Below are 17,447 nucleotides of genomic sequence, written 5' to 3'. Positions count from 1 at the left end.
GAGGCAAGATAAAGAGGAGGCAAAAGCTAGATCTCCCTACTCCCTGCTCCCTTCATTACAGATACAATATTCATCAGATATGGAAATGGCTTGAGTAATGACACCACCCTCTGAAGTTGACACTGCATCTCAGGCAGATGTAAATAATGACATCGAGCCAGCGGTTCAAGAGCAAGATTCTTATCTGAACGAACTGCCTGACGAAGTGGAAATGTCCCTGTTCGAGCATCTAGAGGAGTTGCGGCAGCGGATTTTCTATGCCCTAATTGCTGTAGTCGTAGGGGTTATTGGCTGTTTCATAGCCGTCAAACCGATTGTTAGATTATTAGAAGTGCCAGCACAGGGAGTTAAGTTTCTACAACTGGCTCCAGGCGAATACTTTTTTGTTTCGATCAAAGTCGCAGGCTACAGCGGTTTACTTGTAGCCAGTCCATTCATCCTCTACCAGATCGTCCAGTTTGTTTTACCAGGATTGACACGCCGCGAACGCCGCTTAATTGCACCAATCGTTTTAGGTTCTACCGTGCTGTTTGGAGCCGGATTAGCCTTTGCTTACCTGGTACTGATTCCAGCTGCATTAAATTTCTTTATCAGCTACGGAGCAGATGTAGTAGAACAACTATGGTCGATCGATCGCTACTTTGAATTTGTCTTGCTGTTCATGTTCAGCATCGGTTTAGCGTTTCAGATTCCCATTATCCAAGCCTTACTCGGTATATTGGGTATTGTATCTTCTGCCAAAATGCTGTCGGGATGGCGCTTTGTCTTGCTAGGTGCGGTAGTCTTGGGAGCAGTATTAACACCCTCTACCGATCCGATAACTCAATCTCTGCTCGCGGGTGCGGTGCTGGCGCTCTACTTTGGTGGTATTGGTATAGTTAAAGTTTTGGGCAAATAAGATTTGTGATTTTTAGCCCTTTCCTTTCAAAGTAGCAGCGATCGCCACGACTCCAAAAACTTGAATCCCCTCTTGACGCAAAGTCTGAGCGGCTGAGCGAGCTGTTGCGCCAGTTGTATAGATATCGTCTAAGATCAAAACTGGACGTACAGGGCGACGGTGACGAAAATCCGACCCGAGGTGAAAGGCTCCAACTAAATTTTGCTCTCGCTCGTTTGCAGGTAATTCAAACTGGCGTACAGTTTGGCGCGTGCGCTCCAATCCCTGCGATCGCAATTTTAGCCCCGTCATCTGACAAAAACTCCGCGCTAATAACTCCGCTTGGTTGAAGCCGCGATCCCTTAACTTGGTTGCGTGCAGTGGAATTGGAATGACAATTGGCTGGCTTGAAGTCGATGGGAGATTTAACCAAGCATCAGCCAGCCAGAACCCTAACGGTTGAGCGATTTGAGATTTTTTCTCGTACTTTAGAGCCGCGATCGCCCGTTTGAGCGCTCCTCCATAGATTCCCCAAGCAAATACTGGGATTTCTGTTGTAGAACGGACATGGCGATCGCTTAGTTGACAGTGCTGTAGTTGTCTGGTGCAATCAACACAGAATACTTTCCCAGTCGGACGCTGACATAAAGGGCAATTTGACTTGAGAAATATGCTAATTACATCAGTCCACATGAGGGAGCAGGGAGTAGGGAGTCGTAGGGGCGGTTTAGTGAAAGATCGCGCAGATGAGGCAATATATCTTGGTTCAAAACCCACCCGTACAAGAGTCGGGGAGAAGAGAGAATCGCAAAGCGATCGGGAACTGAGGGAGAAAATCTAGCCACTAGTCACCAGCTACTAGTTACTGATAACTGACAACTGTTCGTTGTTGCAACAAACGATGCAGGTATTGCAAAATGCCGATCGTGAATACTGTACTCGCAGCTAAAAACAACCAATATCTATCTGCCATCTGAGGCGATCGATCTAATACCCATGTTCCTAAAGGAGGACCGATGATGTAGCCGAGCGAACCACAGAGGGAGTTGATCGCGAAATAAACGCTGCGTTGTGAGGGGGGAGCTAAGCTGTTGACGATCGATACCGCAGCAGGAGTTAGGGATACAGCAGCGATCGCAAAAATTTCTGTTGCTAAGATCGCCCAGCCGAGGCGAACCGATGGCGCTATACCTGTTACCCAAATGACAACAAAACCTAATGCCCACATTAAGGTAGAAAAGATCATTGCATGAGGGGGACTCCAGCGCTTCAAAGCACGGGTAATTGGTAATTGACAAACAATCGCTAAAAGTACGTGCCAGCCAAACAGGATGCTAATTGTGGTGACTGAAAATCCTTGCTCGACCGTACTATCTGCGACGGCGAAGTTTTTCCAGTACAGAGGTAGCACGGCTTGAAACTGCGAGGCATATACAACCGCCATCGTATTAGCGATCGCGTAGACCAAAAGACAGCGATCGCTCAAGGCTGCTGACCAATTGCCTTTAATTCGAGAACTTGATTTCTGCGGTTGGTAAGTTTCTGTAACTTTTGTATAGACCAGCATGAAGAAAACAACAAATCCTACAGCGTTGCACAAAAACAACGCTCTATATGCGCCTGTTAAACCGACTATTTCCCCACCTAGAAGAATTCCTACACCTAAGCCTACATAGTCCATGACTCGCATCACGGCAAAAGTGTCTTGGCATTGTGAGGGAGAAATTAAATCGGTGATGACAGTATCAATAGTGGGCCAGTACAAACCCTGTCCAAACCCCAACAGTAAGTTCCCGATAACTAAGAGTGCAAAGCTATTGGTTGCGGCTAAGATGGCTGCGGCGATCGCGCTTAACGTGGCGGAAAGTAATAGAGTTCGACGGCGACCGCATACGGACGAGTCGCATAAAGAACTTGCCACCAACCGACCCAATATGCCTGCAACTGATGCGCTTCCTAAAGCTAAACCAACACTAGTGGCAGAAAATCCTAACTGATTGACAAAAAATATGGTTGTATAAAATAAGGTAAAACCGATACCTAGTTGGGAAATACAACGACCAATTCCCAGTATCCAAACTTGTGAATTAAGCTGTGGCAACCAGGAAGTAAATTGATACTTAATTATAAACTTCATTTCTGACGAAAAACAGCAAAGCTGCGGACAGGTAAACAAATACCTACCGATCTAGGCATGAAAAATTTTTGCATTTGTCTTTCACAAATACATCAATCGGCTGCGATCGCAGCCTCTTCAAGACTTAACTGGAAGGCAATTAATTTTATTCTTCCAAATTAACTTTTGCCTTGCGTATTTCCCCTGATTGTAATTATCTGTTATCAGTAAAGAGTGGCTAGTGACTGGTGGCTGGTGGAACCAGAATTACTCCCCTGTCCCCCTTGTCTTTCTTGTCTTTCTTGTCTTCCTTGTCCTCCTTGTCCCCCCACTGCTCCCAGCTCGTTCCTGCTCCCTGCTCCCTAATAAGCGGCGTAAATACTGTAAAATTCCCACGACGATCGCCACGCTAAGGGCTGAACCCAACCAAAAACTATCTGCGATCGCGGCTGACTGGTCTAATGCCCAACCACCCAAGGGCGGTCCGATGAAATACCCGCCTGCCCAGCATAGAGAGTTGATGGAAAAGTAGATACCAATTTGAGCTGGAGGTGCGAGGTCGGTAATCAATGCGGAAGCAGAGGGAGTGTAAGCAACAGTGGCGATCGCCAGTAGACTTAAAGCTAAAATTGCCCAAGTGATTTGACCACTAGCAACTGTTCCTGTTATCCAAATACAGAAAAAGCCTAAAGTCCACATCAAGGCAGAGATTGTTAAAGCTTGAGGATGAGTAAAACGTTTTAAAGCGCGTGCCACAGGTAACTGAGTCACGATCGCCATAGCCATATGCCAGCCGAATAAAATGCTGATTGTAGTTTCAGTAAATCCTTGACCTCCACTGCCAACTGGAACAAAATTTTTCAGATAAAGGGGTAGGGTGCTGTGTAGCTGGGCGATGTAAGTTGTAAAAATAATATTGACGATCGCAAACACTAATAAGCTGCGATCGCTCAAGGCTATTTGCCAACTCCCAGGCGCAAACGCTCCAGTTTGATTCTCCTGCGGTCGAGTTTCAGCGATCGCAAAATAGACGACGGCTAAGAAAATTAGAAACGATAACCCATCTAAAATAAATAGCGCTCGATAAGCTCCTGTCGTCCCAATCAAAACGCCACCAAATACAATTCCCATCCCTAGACCGAGATTGTCGGCTAAGCGAGTCACGGCGTAAGCTTCGCGGCGTTGGTCGGTGGATGTTACATCGGCAACAACAGCTTCAGTTGCGGGCCAATACAAACCTTGTCCCAGTCCCAGGAGTAAGTTGCCGATAACTAAAGTGGTGAAATCTGGAGTAATGGCGAGGACAAAACAGGCGATCGCCGCGATCGCTGCTGATAGTAAGAGAGTGCGACGACGACCCCAAAACTGTGAATCTGAAAATGCTCCCCCCAAAATTCGTCCCACAACTCCAGAAATAGAAGCACTACCCAACGCCCAGCCGACAGCAGTGGCAGATAAGCCGACTTGGTTGACGAAAAAAATTGGCGCGTAAAACAGGGTAAACCCCGTACCTACATTTGATAGGAAGCGACCGCTTGCCAAAATCCAAACTTGAGAGTTCAGCGACGGCAACAGAGACGAAAAGTTATTTTTCTGAAAAAAATTCATTGAAGCTTTAAGTATTGATACGTCATATGAAAGTAAATTTTGTAACAAATTGGGAACTATAAATACAGAAGATTCATAGTTGTCTACTCGCAGCACCAATTCAAGTTACTTACTATTAGTGTCATATCTATGCAGAGACTTTTTGTATTACTAGGAGTAGTAATTGTATTTGCACTCATATTCGGATTCATGTTTGCTTATTATCGTTCTCAACAATCTCGCCGCCGACTCAGGTGGGTGCAGCCAAGAAAGCATGGCAAAAGCAAAACTACCCCATTTTCATCGCCTCGTCGCCAAAAACCATATGATAGCGAAGGAAGTGGAGATAGCGATAGTGCCATTAGGATAGAACAGGTTTCCCGCCCGCTACAAAAAAAACTCTTGCTACTGTTACATGGCGATCGCCAAGCCGCAAATAGACTTCTCAGTGCAGCGAAAGACCGGAATCCTGGTAGAACTATTCAGTGGTATGCCGAGAAAGTCCTATTCGATTTGCAACGCGATTATGGCAAATATTAACTAAATTAAAAGTCAAAAGCTAAAAGTTAAAAGTTAAAAATGAAGATTTAAGAGTTATTTATTCTCCTCTGCTTCCTTGTCTCCCTTGTCCCCCTTGTCTCCCTTGTTCCTTCTATTTTCTCCTCTCAGTCTTTTACGCTAATCTTCGTCGTCTAATTCTTCAACCTTTTCTGCTGGTCTATAGTCAGAGCATTTCAGTGCTTCTTCTGTTAAAACGGCACAAGGATTGACAGCACATTTGAGATAAGGATTGTTGGTAAAGTATTGACAGTTTCGACAGGGTACTTTTTGAAAGCGCTTGATTGTAAACAAGAGTTCATCTCGCGCCGCAACTCCAATTTTAGATAGCATTAAAAACAAAATTGTCCAGCCCATAATAAAGCCAATCGGACCTAAAAGCATGAGCAGATCGGAAGTATTAAACTGAGGTGATTTTGTTTCATTTACAGTTTGTTCGCTCAGTTTTACTTCCCGTACAATTTGTGTTTGCGCTACGTGCTGTTTTAAAAAGTCAGCCTTATTATCCATATTTCTTCCCTCGAGCGGCATTCAAAAATACTGTCTTCTTTAGTAGCAAGACCACGGATACTATATTTACAGGTATAGCGAATAATAGAGTTCAGTATCTCTACTGAGAGTTTTGCTTGTCTATTTGTCCGATCTATCTAAAGAAGTATATTTTCGGAGGTAGGGCAATTCTTTTGATTCTTAATTGCTGGTTCTTGCTTTTTGCTTGTCAACTAATTTTATGACGCTAGCAAATTATTTATTTTGGCGATCGCCAGCTCTTATTAACTGGACTGCATTAATTTTTACTCAATATATCCAGCAAATACAAATATATAGTTGTGTTTGTGCGATCGACGGTAACAAAAAATACTTACCTAACTAAAGATAGCTCATCTTCTATGTTACAAAAGCTCGACAATATCGACAACATCAAGATTAATTAAATCGTTTAACTTAAATTAAACAAATTATATTTTTGTAAATTATAACAAGGTTTTTGGATAGCGATCGCATCCAATCTGCTAATAACTTGTGCTGCGCGTGGCGGTTAATGCTACTCTACGAAAAAGTAACTCGACGCTATACCGTGTCAGCTGTGTCAAGCTTCAAGTTTGTTGATAGCAAGCGATAGAAGCAACTCACGATAAGTACAAATACAGATGGGAGTAGGAAATTAGCAACTTTTCTCCTATTTCTGACAGACTCGTGTAAAAATCGCATGACGATCGATGATACGCTAAAGAATTGCAGAAAGATTACAAGGCGCAAGAATGGTTGTTGCAACCCAGGTTCCCCACTTGCTACGGGCTGCTCGTGGAGAAGAAGTAGACCGCCCGCCAGTATGGATGATGCGGCAGGCAGGTCGCTATATGAAGGCGTATCGAGATTTACGCGAGAAGTACCCATCATTTCGGGAGCGTTCTGAAATTCCCGAAGTAGCGATTGAGGTTTCTTTGCAACCCTGGAGAGCTTTTCAACCAGATGGCGTAATTTTATTTTCCGATATTGTCACGCCGTTGCCTGGTTTGGGAATTGATATGGACATTGCGGAAGGCAAGGGACCAATCATTCACTCGCCGATTCGGACTCAAGCGCAAATTGAATCTTTGCGCCAGTTAGAACCAGCAGAATCCTTGCCTTTTATTAAAGAAATATTACAGGCACTTCGAGCCGAAGTCGGGAATAAAGCTACAGTTTTAGGCTTTGTCGGTGCGCCGTGGACGCTTGCAGCCTATGCAGTTGAAGGAAAAGGTTCTAAGACCTATTCCATTATTAAGGGTATGGCATTTTCTAACCCGACAGTATTGCACCAGCTACTAGAAAAACTAGCAGATGCGATCGCCATTTACGTTCGCTACCAAATTGACTGCGGCGCTCAAGTCGTACAAATGTTCGATTCTTGGGCGGGTCAACTTTCACCTCAAGATTACGAAACTTTCGCTTTACCCTATCAACAGCGAGTATTTCAACAAGTTAAACAAACCCATCCCGATACACCCCTGATTCTTTTGGTAGCTGAAAGTGCAGGTTTATTAGAAAGAATGGCGCGCAGTGGTGCAGACCTAATCAGCGTAGACTGGACTGTAGACATGGCAGACGCACGGGCGAGACTGGGAAATCAAATTGGCGTGCAAGGAAATCTCGATCCTGGGGTGTTATTTGGTTCTCATGAATTTATTCGCGATCGCATTTACGATACGGTGAAAAAAGCAGGTACGAGAGGGCATATTCTCAATCTGGGTCATGGTGTCTTACCCGACACTCCAGAGGATAATGTAAGATTCTTCTTTGAAACTGCTAAACAGATTAGATATTAGTGGCTAGTGGCTAGTGACTGGTGGATAGAGTTTTGCTTTTAAAGATTTTTGCAAACCTCTAACCATCCTACCTATCTCAGAAGTTCTTGATAAAAGAATTTGTAAATCTTGTTCGCTTACATATGACAACCGTTGCGCCAAAATTAATTGAGTTTCCAGTTCTGCTAAAGAACCAAGTGTAATTGATAAAAAGTGTAAAAACTCTTTGGTTGAATCTCTTGCTGCACCTTCTGCAATATTAGAAGTAACAGATACAACTGCACGTTGTATCTGAGATGACAAACCATATGTTTCTTGTTTCGGAAAAGCTTGAGTCAACTGATAAACTAGAACAGCTAAATCTATCCCAAATTGCCAAACTTTGAGATCTTGATAACTATGAAGGCTCATTTCAGTATAGTAAAAAATATATGTATAATTTAACACACTTTAGGTCAAGCCACCAGCCACTAGCCACCAGCCACTAACTATGAGAATTTTAGTCACTGGCGCTAGCGGTTGTATCGGTCACTATATTTCTGAAATTTTAATTCAAGAAACTGACTACGAACTATATTTACTAGTTAGAAATCCTCAGAAACTACAAGTAGATATTACTCGCCCTGGTGTAAAAGTATTACAGGGCGATTTAGCTAATATCGAACAGTTTGCTGATTTACTGAAAACAATTGATATTGCTGTATTAGTAGCTACTGTTTGGGGTGGCGAAGATACTTTTGAAATTAACGTTAATAAAACAATTCAACTATTAAATTTACTCGATCCAGAAAAATGTCAGCAGGTCATTTACTTTTCTACAGCTAGCGTTTTGGATCGTCAAAATAACTTGTTAAAAGAAGCAGGAACACTTGGCATAGATTATATTCGTTCTAAATATGAAACTTTAAGTAGATTACCAGAATTAGCGATCGCCCCTAAAATTACCGTTCTATTTCCCACTTTAGTCCTGGGAGGCGATGCCCAGAAACCATACTCTCACCTATCTGCTGGCTTACCCGATGTTGCCAAGTGGATTAACATCGCCCGTTTCTTCAAAACAGAAGGCAGCTTCCATTTTATTCACGGACGAGATGTTGCTCAAGTCGTGAAATATTTGATGAAAGGGAGCAGGGAGAAGAGAGCTGAGGGAGCTTATGATGCTGAGGGAGCTGAGGGAGAAAAAACACTACACCCCACACCCCACGTACCACGTACCATCCAACTACCAACTACCAACTACCAACTACCAACTACCCATTACCAATTACTAACTCACTACGTTCTCGGACAAGAGCTATTAACCGCTAACCAGGTTATAGAAGAAATTTGTAAATATCTCAATAAAAAGATTTATTTTCGCATTCCTCTATATCTATCCTTGACCAATTTATTTATAGTTTTATTCCGCATTCAAATGGCAGACTGGGATAGATTTTGTTTGCAATATCGCTATTTTACTTATAAAAATATTATCAATCCTAGCAGCTTCGGCTTACCTAACTATTGTCCCACCCTCAGCGATGCCTTAAAAATTCATGGAGTTCGTGGTGGAAAATTAGATACTTAAGAGACATACTTTTAGCGATCTTCTTTGCATCTTTGCGCGAAACAAAATCATACTTTCGCACTTAATTTAGTATAGAGCGATACGGATAAGATAAATCGAGTAAATTGTCTCAATTGCATCGGAAATAATATATTGTATATTGCACTCGAAGCATAAGTGGAGATCGAAGCAGCTTGTCACCTCTCTGTGAAAAGGCTTTCCTTCTGCCCTCTGGCTCTACCTTCTGCCATAAGCTTTATTCCCGTGTAAAAATAATTTTGACTTTTAGATTTTGACTTTTGACCTTACTAAAATTCAATACTATTTCTGAATGAAATCTATTTTAAAAACTTATTTGTATGTTGCTAAAAAGCAACGTTGCTATTAGAAAAAATTGGAAGATTAAAGAAATATAAATTCGTTTTGTTAGCTTATTACTTGATGATACAAGGAATGATAAGAGTGTCATTCCTCTAGCTCTAGAAGTAGAATCCATACAGTCAATAAATAGGAATCATATTAGCGACTTATTTCCCATAAAGAATGACATCAATAGTCTTTTTCTGAAGGGATGAACAACCAATGCAGCTAACAAATAAGATTCGGTTCAGAAAATTACAGCTAACAAATAAGATTCATTTCAGAAATTTACGCGGTGACATTTTTGGTGGAGTCACCAATGCAATTGTTTCATTACCAATAGCTTTGGCGTTCGGGGTTGCATCTGGTTTGGGACCAGTTGCAGGGCTTTATGGCTCAATTTGTGTTGGCTTTTTTGCTTCTCTGTTTGGTGGCACACCCACACAAATTTCCGAACCAACCGGACCGACAACCGTATTTATGACGGCAATTATTAGCGCAATGATTGCTAGGAATCCTGAGAATGGTATGGCAATGGCATTTACGGTAGTGATGCTATCGGGAGTTTTTCAAATTCTCTTTGGTGTCTTCCGTTTGGGTAAATATATTATTCTCATGCCCTACAGCGTCGTTTCAGGTTTTATGTCTGGAATTGGTGCAATTCTAATTATTTTGCAAATTCCGCCATTTCTAGGACATGAAGCTCCTAAAGGAGGTTTGATAGGAACGTTACAAAATCTACCCCAGATGCTATCAAACCTCAACCCTGCCGAAACTGGTCTAGCAGCTCTGACAATGGTAGTTATTTTTTTCTTGCCGCATAGAATCAAGCACTTTATACCCCCACAACTAGCAGCATTAGTCATCGGCACAATTATTTCCTTCACCTTGCTGCAAAACATGGATTTGAGAAGGATTGGCGAGATTCCATCAGGACTACCGACCCTGTATCTACCTACTTTTACTCCGGCTCAAACCGTACAGATGTTCGTTGATGCAGCCATGCTAGGGATGTTGGGTTCTATTGATGCCTTGCTCACTTCAGTCATTGCTGACAGTATGACCCGTACCCAGACTCAGGAAGACCGGGAGTTAGTCGGTCAGGGAGTAGGAAATCTAGTTGCTGGTTTGTGCGGTGGACTGCCTGGTTCTGGTGCGACGATGGGAACGGTAATTAACGTTCAAGTTGGGGCAAGAACTGCTTTGGCTGGTTTGATCCGTGCGGTGCTGATGTTGGTCGTAGTGTTATGGCTGGCTGACTTGGCGGAAAACATTCCAATGGCAGTCTTAGCTGGAATTGCTTTCGCGGTTGGAATTGAAATGCTCGATTGGAATTTCTTGAAACGAGCGCATAAGGTTTCTTGGAAATCAACCTTAATCATGTATGGCGTACTGCTGATGACAGTTTTCCTCGATCTGATGGTTGCGGCTGGGGTAGGAATGTTTATTGCTAACTTGCTGACAATTGAGCAATTGAGCCATTTACAAGCTCAAAGAATCAAAGCAGTTTGTGGTGCAGATGATTCCGTCCCGCTCAATTTAGAAGAGAAAGAGTTGCTCAATTTAGCTGATGGGCGAGTTTCTTTGTTTTACATGGGGGGACCAATGCTGTTTGGAGTGGCAAAAACGATCGCCCGCGAACATTTATCTATCAAGCGTTGCGATACCTTAGTGATGGATCTGAGCGATGTTCCTTATCTAGATGAAACTGCGGCACTGGTAATCGAAGCTGCCATTAAAGATTCTCAGGCAAAAGGTTCTCAAGTATTTATCGTGGGGCAGTTGGTAAAGTCAAGCATCTTTTAGAGAGTCTTGGCATTCTCAATTTAGTCCCATACGATAACCTATTTCTGGATCGAACTGATGCCCTGAAACAAGCAGTTGTAGTAGATGTAGCTGAAATCGGTTTAGATGTAGCTGAAATCGGTTTGCGGACTGGTTGAGTTTGGGAGTTCTATTGTCAAGTTTCCTATTGGATTTCACCTTGTTACACTGGCAGAGTAAACTCGATAGAATCCTCTTGAAGACTTTTGCAGAGGCTTAAATCTCTATTTCAGTCATCTACCCACAGTGCGATTTTAGCTCTGTTTGCCCTAGCTCTGATTTGGGGTTATAACTGGGTACAAATGAAAGTAGCAGTGGAATATTCACCACCGTTTACATTCGCAACTTTGCGGATAGTTCTCGGAGCCTTGAGTTTATTTCTCGTGATGGCGTGGTTGAAAAAACCGTTGTTACCTCAAGCAGTTGGGGGTACTTTTCTGCTGGGGTTGTTGCAGACGAGTGGATTGTATGGGTTAGCAACTTGGGCTTTAGTTAGTGGTGGAGCCGGAAAAACGGCAGTTTTGGTTTACACAATGCCTTTCTGGACGCTAATTCTAGCCTGGGTGCTGTTAAAAGAGCGAGTCAGAACAATACAATGGATTGCGATCGCCCTTAGTTTTGCTGGTTTGCTACTGATTTTAGAACCTCAGCAGCTTGATGGGACGGTTTTTAGTAAGGTATTAGCCATTCTTGCGGGGATATGCTGGGCTGGTGGGGTCATTGTCGCCAAGAAATTGCAACAACAACATAATTTAGATCTGTTATCGCTGACAGCTTGGCAAACTCTTTTCGGTGCTGTGCCGCTACTGTTTGTCGTTCTCTTCATTCCCTCTGAACCGATTGTTTGGTCTAACGAGTTTGTCGTAGCGTTGATTTACAACGTTATCCCAGGTACGGCGATCGCAATGTTGCTTTGGCTGTATATATTAAATCATCTATCTGCAAGTACGGCAGGATTGGGTATGTTAATGAATCCTGTAGTGGGAGTATTAACGGCTTGGCTGCAACTGGGAGAACGACCAGGACTTACGGAATCTGTAGGTATGTTACTGATTGTTTCTGCTTTGGCTTTCAATGTTAACTCTCTGCAAAAAACGAAGTCAACCAACTGATTTCACCATTTCTGTACGGGCGGGTTTAACCGCAAAACTGTTTATTCTAGTATAGGGATCTTCAAAAACCCGCCCCTACGAGGACTGACTTCACCATGACTACTCCCAGTACCCTTGCACCTGGCAACCTGCGGCGAGTCCACCACATCGCCTTAAATGTCAAAGACATGCAAGCATCGCGCCACTTTTACTGTCATATTCTGGGATTGCACGAACTGACAGGCGATGAAATCCCCTCTACTCTAATCGATTTGGTAGCGCAAGGCAAAGTCGCTAACTTTGTCACTCCAGATGGAACGGTTTTAGATTTATTCTGGGAACCGGAGTTAACACCACCAGATCCCGATCCCGAACGGAGTTTTACTCGTGCCTATCATCTTGCCTTCGATATCGATCCGCAATTGTTCGATCGCGCCGTGGAAGTATTGAAAGATAATCAAATTGCGATCGCCCACGGTCCTGTCAGTCGCCCTACAGGTAGAGGCGTTTACTGCTACGATCCAGATGGATTTATGGTAGAAATCCGGTGCGATCCAGTATGAGCAAAAAAAAACCTGAATCTGACAATTCAGACTCAGGTAGTCCTACACTTCACAACTCAGGAAAATACAACAGACACGAAAATCTCAGAAACAAAAATCTAATTTTCAGCTCTAAGCGGCATGAGTATGCATTTTTGTTTCCACAGGCAACCACTTGGAAGATAGATCTTCCATAATACCTTTGCGGCTGAAACTTTTGCTTCGATCTAAATGTACCACTAATGTTGGCAAATAAATGTCATCAATTATCTGATGTCCGTAACCGATGACAACACCAGTTAGATCTGCTTGCTTGTGTTGCACGAAATCCCCAATCCTTAACATGGTATTTCTCCTTGTGCAGTTTGCTATCCAACGTTTACTATTGCTAAGCTGCGATCGCTCTACTCGTCTCAACCGTGGCTGAATTCAATGTGGTATACAAATGTCCTAATTCGATTGCTACACCTTGCCAGCTAAAATGATTTTCTACCCGTTGCCGACCTCGTTCCCCTAACTTTCTTGCCCAGCTAGAATCGGCTAAAATGCGATCGATCGCTTGGGCAAACGCAACGTCATCTTTAGCAGGTGCGAGTAATCCCGTCTCTTCTGGAACTACGGTAAATTGCAAACCGCCGACAGCGCTAGCAACCACGGGAATTCGGCTTGCCATCGCTTCAATTGCTACCAAACCAAAAGGTTCGTAGTGACTGGGGACGACACTAACATCGGCAGCTGCGTAGTAGACTGGCAAAATCCGATCGTCCAAGCGACCTGGAAAAACAGTTATCGTATCTAAACCTAACTCTCCAACAATTCCTTCAATGCGATCGCGTTCTCTGCCGTCACAGCGACCGGGTTGGCTGCCACCACCGATAATTAATTTCAAGTTAGTCCGACCTGCTGCGTGCAACCTTGCCACCGATCGCACTAAGGTTTCAATCCCTTTACGTTTGTCAAATCGACCGACATACAACACGACTTTTTCGTCCGGTGCAATTCCTAACTGCTGCCGCGCTGCTTCGCGTTCGATTGCCCCAAATCTGTCTATATCCGTACCGCAGGGGATAATATCAATTTGTCCTGTGGTTGAAACAAGCGATCGCATGTGTTCTTGTTCTTGAGGACTGGTGGCTACTATCCGTTCCGCTGTTTCCAAACAAGCTTTTTCTACTGCTAACCGTTTAGTTGCGATCGCTGGAATCTCGTCAATATTTCTGTACTTAACTGCACCCAACGAGTGATATGTATGTATCTGACTCAAAGGTTGCAGTTGCTTCAATCGCATTCCCACCCAAGCAGATAGCCAGTAGTTAGTGTGGACGAGCGAGTAACGAAATCCATGTTGTTGTTGAAAAGCTTGGAAAGCTTTGACGTACTCCGGTAAATAACTGAATAGTTCGTCCCGTCCGATAAATTCTGGCGCTCCCGCTGGTAACCGAATCGTGCGACAATTAGCATTGTGTTGCACGATCGCCGCTTGTTCTTTACTGCTACGGCGAGTAAACATATCGACTTTCCATCCCTGCTGGGCAAGGGCAAGACCGACTTGGCGCACGTAAACGTTTTGACCTCCAGCCTCTTCTTGCCCAATCGCAATCGCTGGATCGCCATCAACAGAAATTAAAGCAATGCGATTCTGTTTTTCTAACATTGTTGGTTTACTTCTCCTTATGGCTAGCTTTCCTGCCTCTGGCTGCCATCAGGAATCAATTCCTTAGCACCAAGTACAGGTAAAACGTAGCGGGCTTAAACCAGCCAAGGACACTGAATGGGATCTAGAAATCTTCGATCTTTACAGTCTCCTCTCAACGCCTACGAAGTTAGCTGACGGGCTAGGACTGAGAGATGTCCCTCTCTGTTTATCTCAGAGATAAGCCCCAAAATTCGGTTCCTCCGCTCCAATTATGATTGGATTAGGCTGACTTATTTAATCTGGTTAACTACATCCTAAACCACGCTCCCTACGTTCTGTCAATAAAAGTTACAAACTGTGAAGTAAACTCGGTCAGATTGTTAAGTATTGTATGTGAAACTTCTATTTGAGTTGTGAACTACTCGTGAAGGTTGTCATTCGTTCAAGTGCTGTTAGCGCGTCACAGTCAGATGAACAGTAATTTGACAATTGATTTAAAACTGCTGGATCTCAGCCATCTGTAAGAAATACAAACATAGTACGGTATTCCTAGCAATCAATGCTAGTTTTGTTATTAGTAGACGGTTAACTGTAGAGATATGACATGTCGTATCCGCACTTAACCAATGACCAACGACAAATGACCAATGACCAATCATACTTGCTGCGGTCCTGGCTATGCATCTCCCCAAGCGGCGATGCAAGCAGAAAGAGAAAAAACATTATATGCGATCGCCCTTTATACGGGTACGGGAATTGAAGCACCAGATTATTTAGCGACGATTGATGTCGATCCTGACTCTCCGACATATTCTCAGGTAATTCATCGCTTACCGATGCCTTATTTAGGCGATGAGTTACATCATTTTGGTTGGAATGCATGTAGTTCGTGTCACGGTGACGCGCGTAAATCTCGTCGCTTTACGATCGTACCTGGACAGCGATCGAGCCGGATTTATATTGTAGATACAAAAGAAACGCGATCGCCTCAAATTTATAAAGTCATCGAACCAGAAGAAATCAAAGCGAAAACAAATTTAACAGCCCCTCATACAGTCCATTGTCTAGCAGATGGTCATGTGATGATTTCGATGTTAGGTGATAGTCAAGGGAATGCACCTGGCGGCTTTTTGTTACTCGATGAAAACTTTGATATTGTCGGACGTTGGGAACAACAAGCCACGGCGATGAAGTTTAATTATGACTTTTGGTATCAGCCGCGCCATAACATCATGGTAAGTAGCGAATGGGGCGCACCCAAAACGTATTATCCAGGCTTTGACCTCAACGATGTCGCAGCCGGAAATTACGGTCAGCAATTGCATTTTTGGGACTGGAAAAAACACGAAATTATTCAAAGTTTTGACTTAGGTACAGAAGGTTTAATTCCTTTAGAAGTGCGTTTTCACCACAACCCAGAGAGTACGCACGGCTATGTTGGTGCAGCCTTAAGTAGTAATATTTGGCACTGGCACAAATCTAACGGACAATGGGCAGTTGAGAAAGTTATTGATGTTCCATCCGTCGAGGTTCAAGGCTGGGAAATTCCCGTTCCCTCTTTAATTACCGATATTTTGCTGTCAATGGACGATCGCTATCTCTATTTTTCCAACTGGTTGCATGGAGATATTCGTCAGTATGACATTAGCAATCCTTCTCAGCCTAAATTGACTGGGCAAGTTTGGTGTGGTGGTTTATTAGGAAAAGGTGGCGAAGTTAAGGGGCAGAAATTGCAAGGTGGTCCTCAAATGCTGCAATTAAGTTTAGATGGTAAGCGGTTGTATGTCACTAACTCTCTATTCAGTACTTGGGATAATCAATTTTATCCAGACTTAGCCAAAAATGGCTCTTACATGTTGCAAATTGATTGCGACACGGAAAAGGGAGGATTGAAAATTAATGAAAACTTTTACATAGATTTTGGTCAAGAACCAAACGGCGCAGCCCGCGCCCACGAAATGCGATATCCTGGTGGCGATTGTACTTCAGATATTTGGATTTAGAGTTAAGAGAATCATAGGGGCAGGTTTTTTGGTCGAATGAAAACCTATCAAATCGAACTGGTTAACAGAAATAATTTTACTCTTAACGTAGCAGCAGACAAATATATTTTGGATGCGGTAGAAGCGGCTGGAGTAAAATTACCCGTAGGCTGTCGTTATGGGGCTTGTATTACTTGTGCTGCCAGGATTTTATCAGGTGAAGTAGAACAGACAAAGGCGATCGCCCTCAAACCTCAACAAGCAGCAAAAGGTTACGTTTTGTTATGCATTGCCACTCCCCGTTCTGATTGTAAATTTGAAGTCGGCGTAGAATGTCAAAAAGAATTGTATGTAAACCCTTTTATCAGTTATCAGCGAACAGTTATCAGTTGACATTGGTAATCGGTAATTGGTAATTGGTAATCGATCGTTTGTTATTTGCATTTTCACTGCTCACTACTCACTACTCACTCCCTATGGCGCTTCTTAAACTAGAAGATGGTACAATCTACAACCAACTCGCTGATATTAGCCGCGAATTGGCTGCTCTTAATATTCAACTCAACTACTGGAGTGTAGGAGAAGATGCCCAATTGCGGCAATTGCTAGCACAAGAAAGTTTAAATTCCGAGGAAAAAGAAGAAGTTCTCGTAGCTTTAGATCGCTATTTCGAGCAACTCGAACAAACAGATGGCTATCAATCTCGTGATTTAATTGCGTTGCATCCTGGGATTCCAAATTTAGATGAGATGCTAACAAAATTCGATCGCATCCACACCCACGCCGATGATGAAGTAAGATATATTGTCGATGGCGAGGCAATATTTGGTTTCGTGCGTCCCGATGGTAGCCAAGTAGAATTAACAGTACAACCAGAAGAATATATCAATGTCCCCGCCGGAACAGAACACTGGTTTTATTTAACACCTGCAAGGCGAGTTAAAGCTGTACGATATTTTATCGATACAACAGGTTGGGTTCCTCAATACACGGGCAAAGAGATTCGGTTTCGTCAAAGCGCGATCGCGTAATTCATTATA

18 protein-coding genes, 1 pseudogene and 1 riboswitch are annotated in these 17,447 nt (G+C 43.2%); of the genes and pseudogenes, 12 read left to right on the top strand and 7 right to left on the bottom strand.

From position 1 onward, the window contains the following. Positions 1 to 97 precede the first annotated feature (97 nt). The gene (gene tatC / locus M5J74_RS15395; protein WP_106168443.1) at positions 98 to 898 is read left to right on the top strand and encodes a twin-arginine translocase subunit TatC; all 801 of its coding nucleotides are present in this window, start codon (positions 98 to 100) and stop codon (positions 896 to 898) included. A 12-nt stretch (positions 899 to 910) separates the two neighbouring features. Here tatC and M5J74_RS15390 read toward each other — a convergent pair whose 3' ends face one another. Beyond that, positions 911 to 1,570, bottom strand: coding sequence for a ComF family protein (locus M5J74_RS15390; protein WP_250012241.1), 660 nt, complete (start codon positions 1,568 to 1,570; stop codon positions 911 to 913). Between M5J74_RS15390 and M5J74_RS15385 the strand changes: the two genes are divergently transcribed. Next, the gene (locus tag M5J74_RS15385) at positions 1,548 to 1,718 is read left to right on the top strand and encodes a hypothetical protein (RefSeq protein WP_250012239.1); all 171 of its coding nucleotides are present in this window, start codon (positions 1,548 to 1,550) and stop codon (positions 1,716 to 1,718) included. The two genes, M5J74_RS15390 and M5J74_RS15385, sit on opposite strands and share 23 nt — an antisense overlap. A gap of 21 nt (positions 1,719 to 1,739) precedes the next feature. On the opposite strand, the gene M5J74_RS15380 is transcribed toward M5J74_RS15385, so the two are convergent. Both M5J74_RS15380 and M5J74_RS15375 read right to left on the bottom strand, forming a co-directional pair. Continuing rightward, complete coding sequence (locus tag M5J74_RS15380) at positions 1,740 to 3,014, bottom strand: MFS transporter (protein ID WP_015154957.1); 1,275 nt, start codon at positions 3,012 to 3,014, stop codon at positions 1,740 to 1,742. A 246-nt stretch (positions 3,015 to 3,260) separates the two neighbouring features. Beyond that, complete coding sequence (locus M5J74_RS15375; protein ID WP_241994378.1) at positions 3,261 to 4,601, bottom strand: MFS transporter; 1,341 nt, start codon at positions 4,599 to 4,601, stop codon at positions 3,261 to 3,263. A 129-nt stretch (positions 4,602 to 4,730) separates the two neighbouring features. Here M5J74_RS15375 and M5J74_RS15370 point away from each other — a divergent pair, with 129 nt between their 5' ends. Next, positions 4,731 to 5,120: a hypothetical protein gene (locus tag M5J74_RS15370; RefSeq protein ID WP_106546593.1), complete on the top strand. Its 390-nt coding sequence runs from the start codon at positions 4,731 to 4,733 to the stop codon at positions 5,118 to 5,120. A 138-nt stretch (positions 5,121 to 5,258) separates the two neighbouring features. On the opposite strand, the gene M5J74_RS15365 is transcribed toward M5J74_RS15370, so the two are convergent. Then, entirely contained in the window at positions 5,259 to 5,648 is a 390-nt protein-coding gene (locus M5J74_RS15365; protein WP_015154954.1) for a hypothetical protein, read from the bottom strand. A 220-nt stretch (positions 5,649 to 5,868) separates the two neighbouring features. Between M5J74_RS15365 and M5J74_RS15360 the strand changes: the two genes are divergently transcribed. Further along, entirely contained in the window at positions 5,869 to 6,012 is a 144-nt protein-coding gene (locus M5J74_RS15360) for a hypothetical protein (RefSeq protein WP_250012238.1), read from the top strand. A gap of 388 nt (positions 6,013 to 6,400) precedes the next feature. Then, complete coding sequence (hemE, locus tag M5J74_RS15355) at positions 6,401 to 7,447, top strand: uroporphyrinogen decarboxylase (RefSeq protein WP_015154953.1); 1,047 nt, start codon at positions 6,401 to 6,403, stop codon at positions 7,445 to 7,447. A 3-nt stretch (positions 7,448 to 7,450) separates the two neighbouring features. Here hemE and M5J74_RS15350 read toward each other — a convergent pair whose 3' ends face one another. After that, positions 7,451 to 7,873, bottom strand: a complete 423-nt coding sequence (locus tag M5J74_RS15350; RefSeq protein ID WP_241994379.1) for a four helix bundle protein — start codon at positions 7,871 to 7,873, stop codon at positions 7,451 to 7,453. 43 nt (positions 7,874 to 7,916) lie between these two features. Between M5J74_RS15350 and M5J74_RS15345 the strand changes: the two genes are divergently transcribed. The 4 genes and pseudogenes from M5J74_RS15345 to M5J74_RS15330 all read left to right on the top strand — a co-directional run bounded on the left by M5J74_RS15345 (position 7,917) and on the right by M5J74_RS15330 (position 12,810). Further along, positions 7,917 to 8,993 (top strand): NAD(P)-dependent oxidoreductase, encoded by a 1,077-nt coding sequence (locus M5J74_RS15345; RefSeq protein ID WP_015154952.1) that lies wholly within the window; start codon positions 7,917 to 7,919, stop codon positions 8,991 to 8,993. Positions 8,994 to 9,554: 561 nt separating this feature from the next. Continuing rightward, positions 9,555 to 11,275 (top strand): annotated as a pseudogene (locus M5J74_RS15340) (SulP family inorganic anion transporter). Between the two features lie 87 nt (positions 11,276 to 11,362). Further along, on the top strand, positions 11,363 to 12,268 hold the full coding sequence (locus M5J74_RS15335) for a DMT family transporter (protein WP_250012233.1): 906 nt from the start codon (positions 11,363 to 11,365) through the stop codon (positions 12,266 to 12,268). Between the two features lie 95 nt (positions 12,269 to 12,363). Continuing rightward, positions 12,364 to 12,810 carry a VOC family protein gene (locus tag M5J74_RS15330; RefSeq protein ID WP_250012230.1) on the top strand — a complete coding sequence of 149 codons (447 nt, stop codon included), beginning with the start codon at positions 12,364 to 12,366 and terminating at the stop codon, positions 12,808 to 12,810. A 111-nt stretch (positions 12,811 to 12,921) separates the two neighbouring features. Here the strand turns inward: M5J74_RS15330 and M5J74_RS15325 are convergent, their stop codons facing one another. Further along, the gene (locus M5J74_RS15325; RefSeq protein WP_015154948.1) at positions 12,922 to 13,134 is read right to left on the bottom strand and encodes a hypothetical protein; all 213 of its coding nucleotides are present in this window, start codon (positions 13,132 to 13,134) and stop codon (positions 12,922 to 12,924) included. A gap of 43 nt (positions 13,135 to 13,177) precedes the next feature. Further along, positions 13,178 to 14,443, bottom strand: coding sequence for a glycosyltransferase (locus tag M5J74_RS15320; protein WP_250012229.1), 1,266 nt, complete (start codon positions 14,441 to 14,443; stop codon positions 13,178 to 13,180). Positions 14,444 to 14,586: 143 nt separating this feature from the next. Then, a riboswitch (cyclic di-AMP (ydaO/yuaA leader) is annotated at positions 14,587 to 14,722 on the bottom strand. A gap of 350 nt (positions 14,723 to 15,072) precedes the next feature. Between M5J74_RS15320 and M5J74_RS15315 the strand changes: the two genes are divergently transcribed. The 3 genes from M5J74_RS15315 (at position 15,073) to M5J74_RS15305 (ending at position 17,438) form a co-directional block, all read left to right on the top strand. Next, positions 15,073 to 16,428 carry a selenium-binding family protein gene (locus M5J74_RS15315; protein ID WP_250012227.1) on the top strand — a complete coding sequence of 452 codons (1,356 nt, stop codon included), beginning with the start codon at positions 15,073 to 15,075 and terminating at the stop codon, positions 16,426 to 16,428. 36 nt (positions 16,429 to 16,464) lie between these two features. After that, the gene (locus tag M5J74_RS15310) at positions 16,465 to 16,800 is read left to right on the top strand and encodes a 2Fe-2S iron-sulfur cluster-binding protein (protein ID WP_015154945.1); all 336 of its coding nucleotides are present in this window, start codon (positions 16,465 to 16,467) and stop codon (positions 16,798 to 16,800) included. 83 nt (positions 16,801 to 16,883) lie between these two features. Further along, positions 16,884 to 17,438, top strand: a complete 555-nt coding sequence (locus M5J74_RS15305; RefSeq protein WP_106216375.1) for an acireductone dioxygenase — start codon at positions 16,884 to 16,886, stop codon at positions 17,436 to 17,438. Positions 17,439 to 17,447: the final 9 nt, after the last annotated feature.

The organism is Chroococcidiopsis sp. CCNUC1, from assembly GCF_023546805.1.
Lineage (GTDB): Bacteria > Cyanobacteriota > Cyanobacteriia > Cyanobacteriales > Chroococcidiopsidaceae > Chroococcidiopsis > Chroococcidiopsis thermalis.
The sequence above is the reverse complement of the archived record's forward strand: the minus strand, read 5'-3'. Positions and strand labels throughout refer to the sequence as shown.

What these genes read in the sequence shown, in the direction of transcription:
- tatC (WP_106168443.1), top strand. Translation starts at nt 98, where the DNA reads ATGACACCACCCTCTGAAGTTGACACTGCATCTCAGGCAGATGTAAAT.
- hemE (WP_015154953.1), top strand. Translation starts at nt 6,401, where the DNA reads ATGGTTGTTGCAACCCAGGTTCCCCACTTGCTACGGGCTGCTCGTGGA.
- M5J74_RS15385 (WP_250012239.1), top strand. Translation starts at nt 1,548, where the DNA reads ATGCTAATTACATCAGTCCACATGAGGGAGCAGGGAGTAGGGAGTCGT.
- M5J74_RS15390 (WP_250012241.1), bottom strand. Translation starts at nt 1,570, where the DNA reads ATGTGGACTGATGTAATTAGCATATTTCTCAAGTCAAATTGCCCTTTA.
- M5J74_RS15330 (WP_250012230.1), top strand. Translation starts at nt 12,364, where the DNA reads ATGACTACTCCCAGTACCCTTGCACCTGGCAACCTGCGGCGAGTCCAC.
- M5J74_RS15365 (WP_015154954.1), bottom strand. Translation starts at nt 5,648, where the DNA reads ATGGATAATAAGGCTGACTTTTTAAAACAGCACGTAGCGCAAACACAA.
- M5J74_RS15305 (WP_106216375.1), top strand. Translation starts at nt 16,884, where the DNA reads ATGGCGCTTCTTAAACTAGAAGATGGTACAATCTACAACCAACTCGCT.
- M5J74_RS15375 (WP_241994378.1), bottom strand. Translation starts at nt 4,601, where the DNA reads ATGAATTTTTTTCAGAAAAATAACTTTTCGTCTCTGTTGCCGTCGCTG.
- M5J74_RS15380 (WP_015154957.1), bottom strand. Translation starts at nt 3,014, where the DNA reads ATGAAGTTTATAATTAAGTATCAATTTACTTCCTGGTTGCCACAGCTT.
- M5J74_RS15345 (WP_015154952.1), top strand. Translation starts at nt 7,917, where the DNA reads ATGAGAATTTTAGTCACTGGCGCTAGCGGTTGTATCGGTCACTATATT.
- M5J74_RS15320 (WP_250012229.1), bottom strand. Translation starts at nt 14,443, where the DNA reads ATGTTAGAAAAACAGAATCGCATTGCTTTAATTTCTGTTGATGGCGAT.
- M5J74_RS15310 (WP_015154945.1), top strand. Translation starts at nt 16,465, where the DNA reads ATGAAAACCTATCAAATCGAACTGGTTAACAGAAATAATTTTACTCTT.
- M5J74_RS15315 (WP_250012227.1), top strand. Translation starts at nt 15,073, where the DNA reads ATGACCAATCATACTTGCTGCGGTCCTGGCTATGCATCTCCCCAAGCG.
- M5J74_RS15325 (WP_015154948.1), bottom strand. Translation starts at nt 13,134, where the DNA reads ATGTTAAGGATTGGGGATTTCGTGCAACACAAGCAAGCAGATCTAACT.
- M5J74_RS15360 (WP_250012238.1), top strand. Translation starts at nt 5,869, where the DNA reads ATGACGCTAGCAAATTATTTATTTTGGCGATCGCCAGCTCTTATTAAC.
- M5J74_RS15370 (WP_106546593.1), top strand. Translation starts at nt 4,731, where the DNA reads ATGCAGAGACTTTTTGTATTACTAGGAGTAGTAATTGTATTTGCACTC.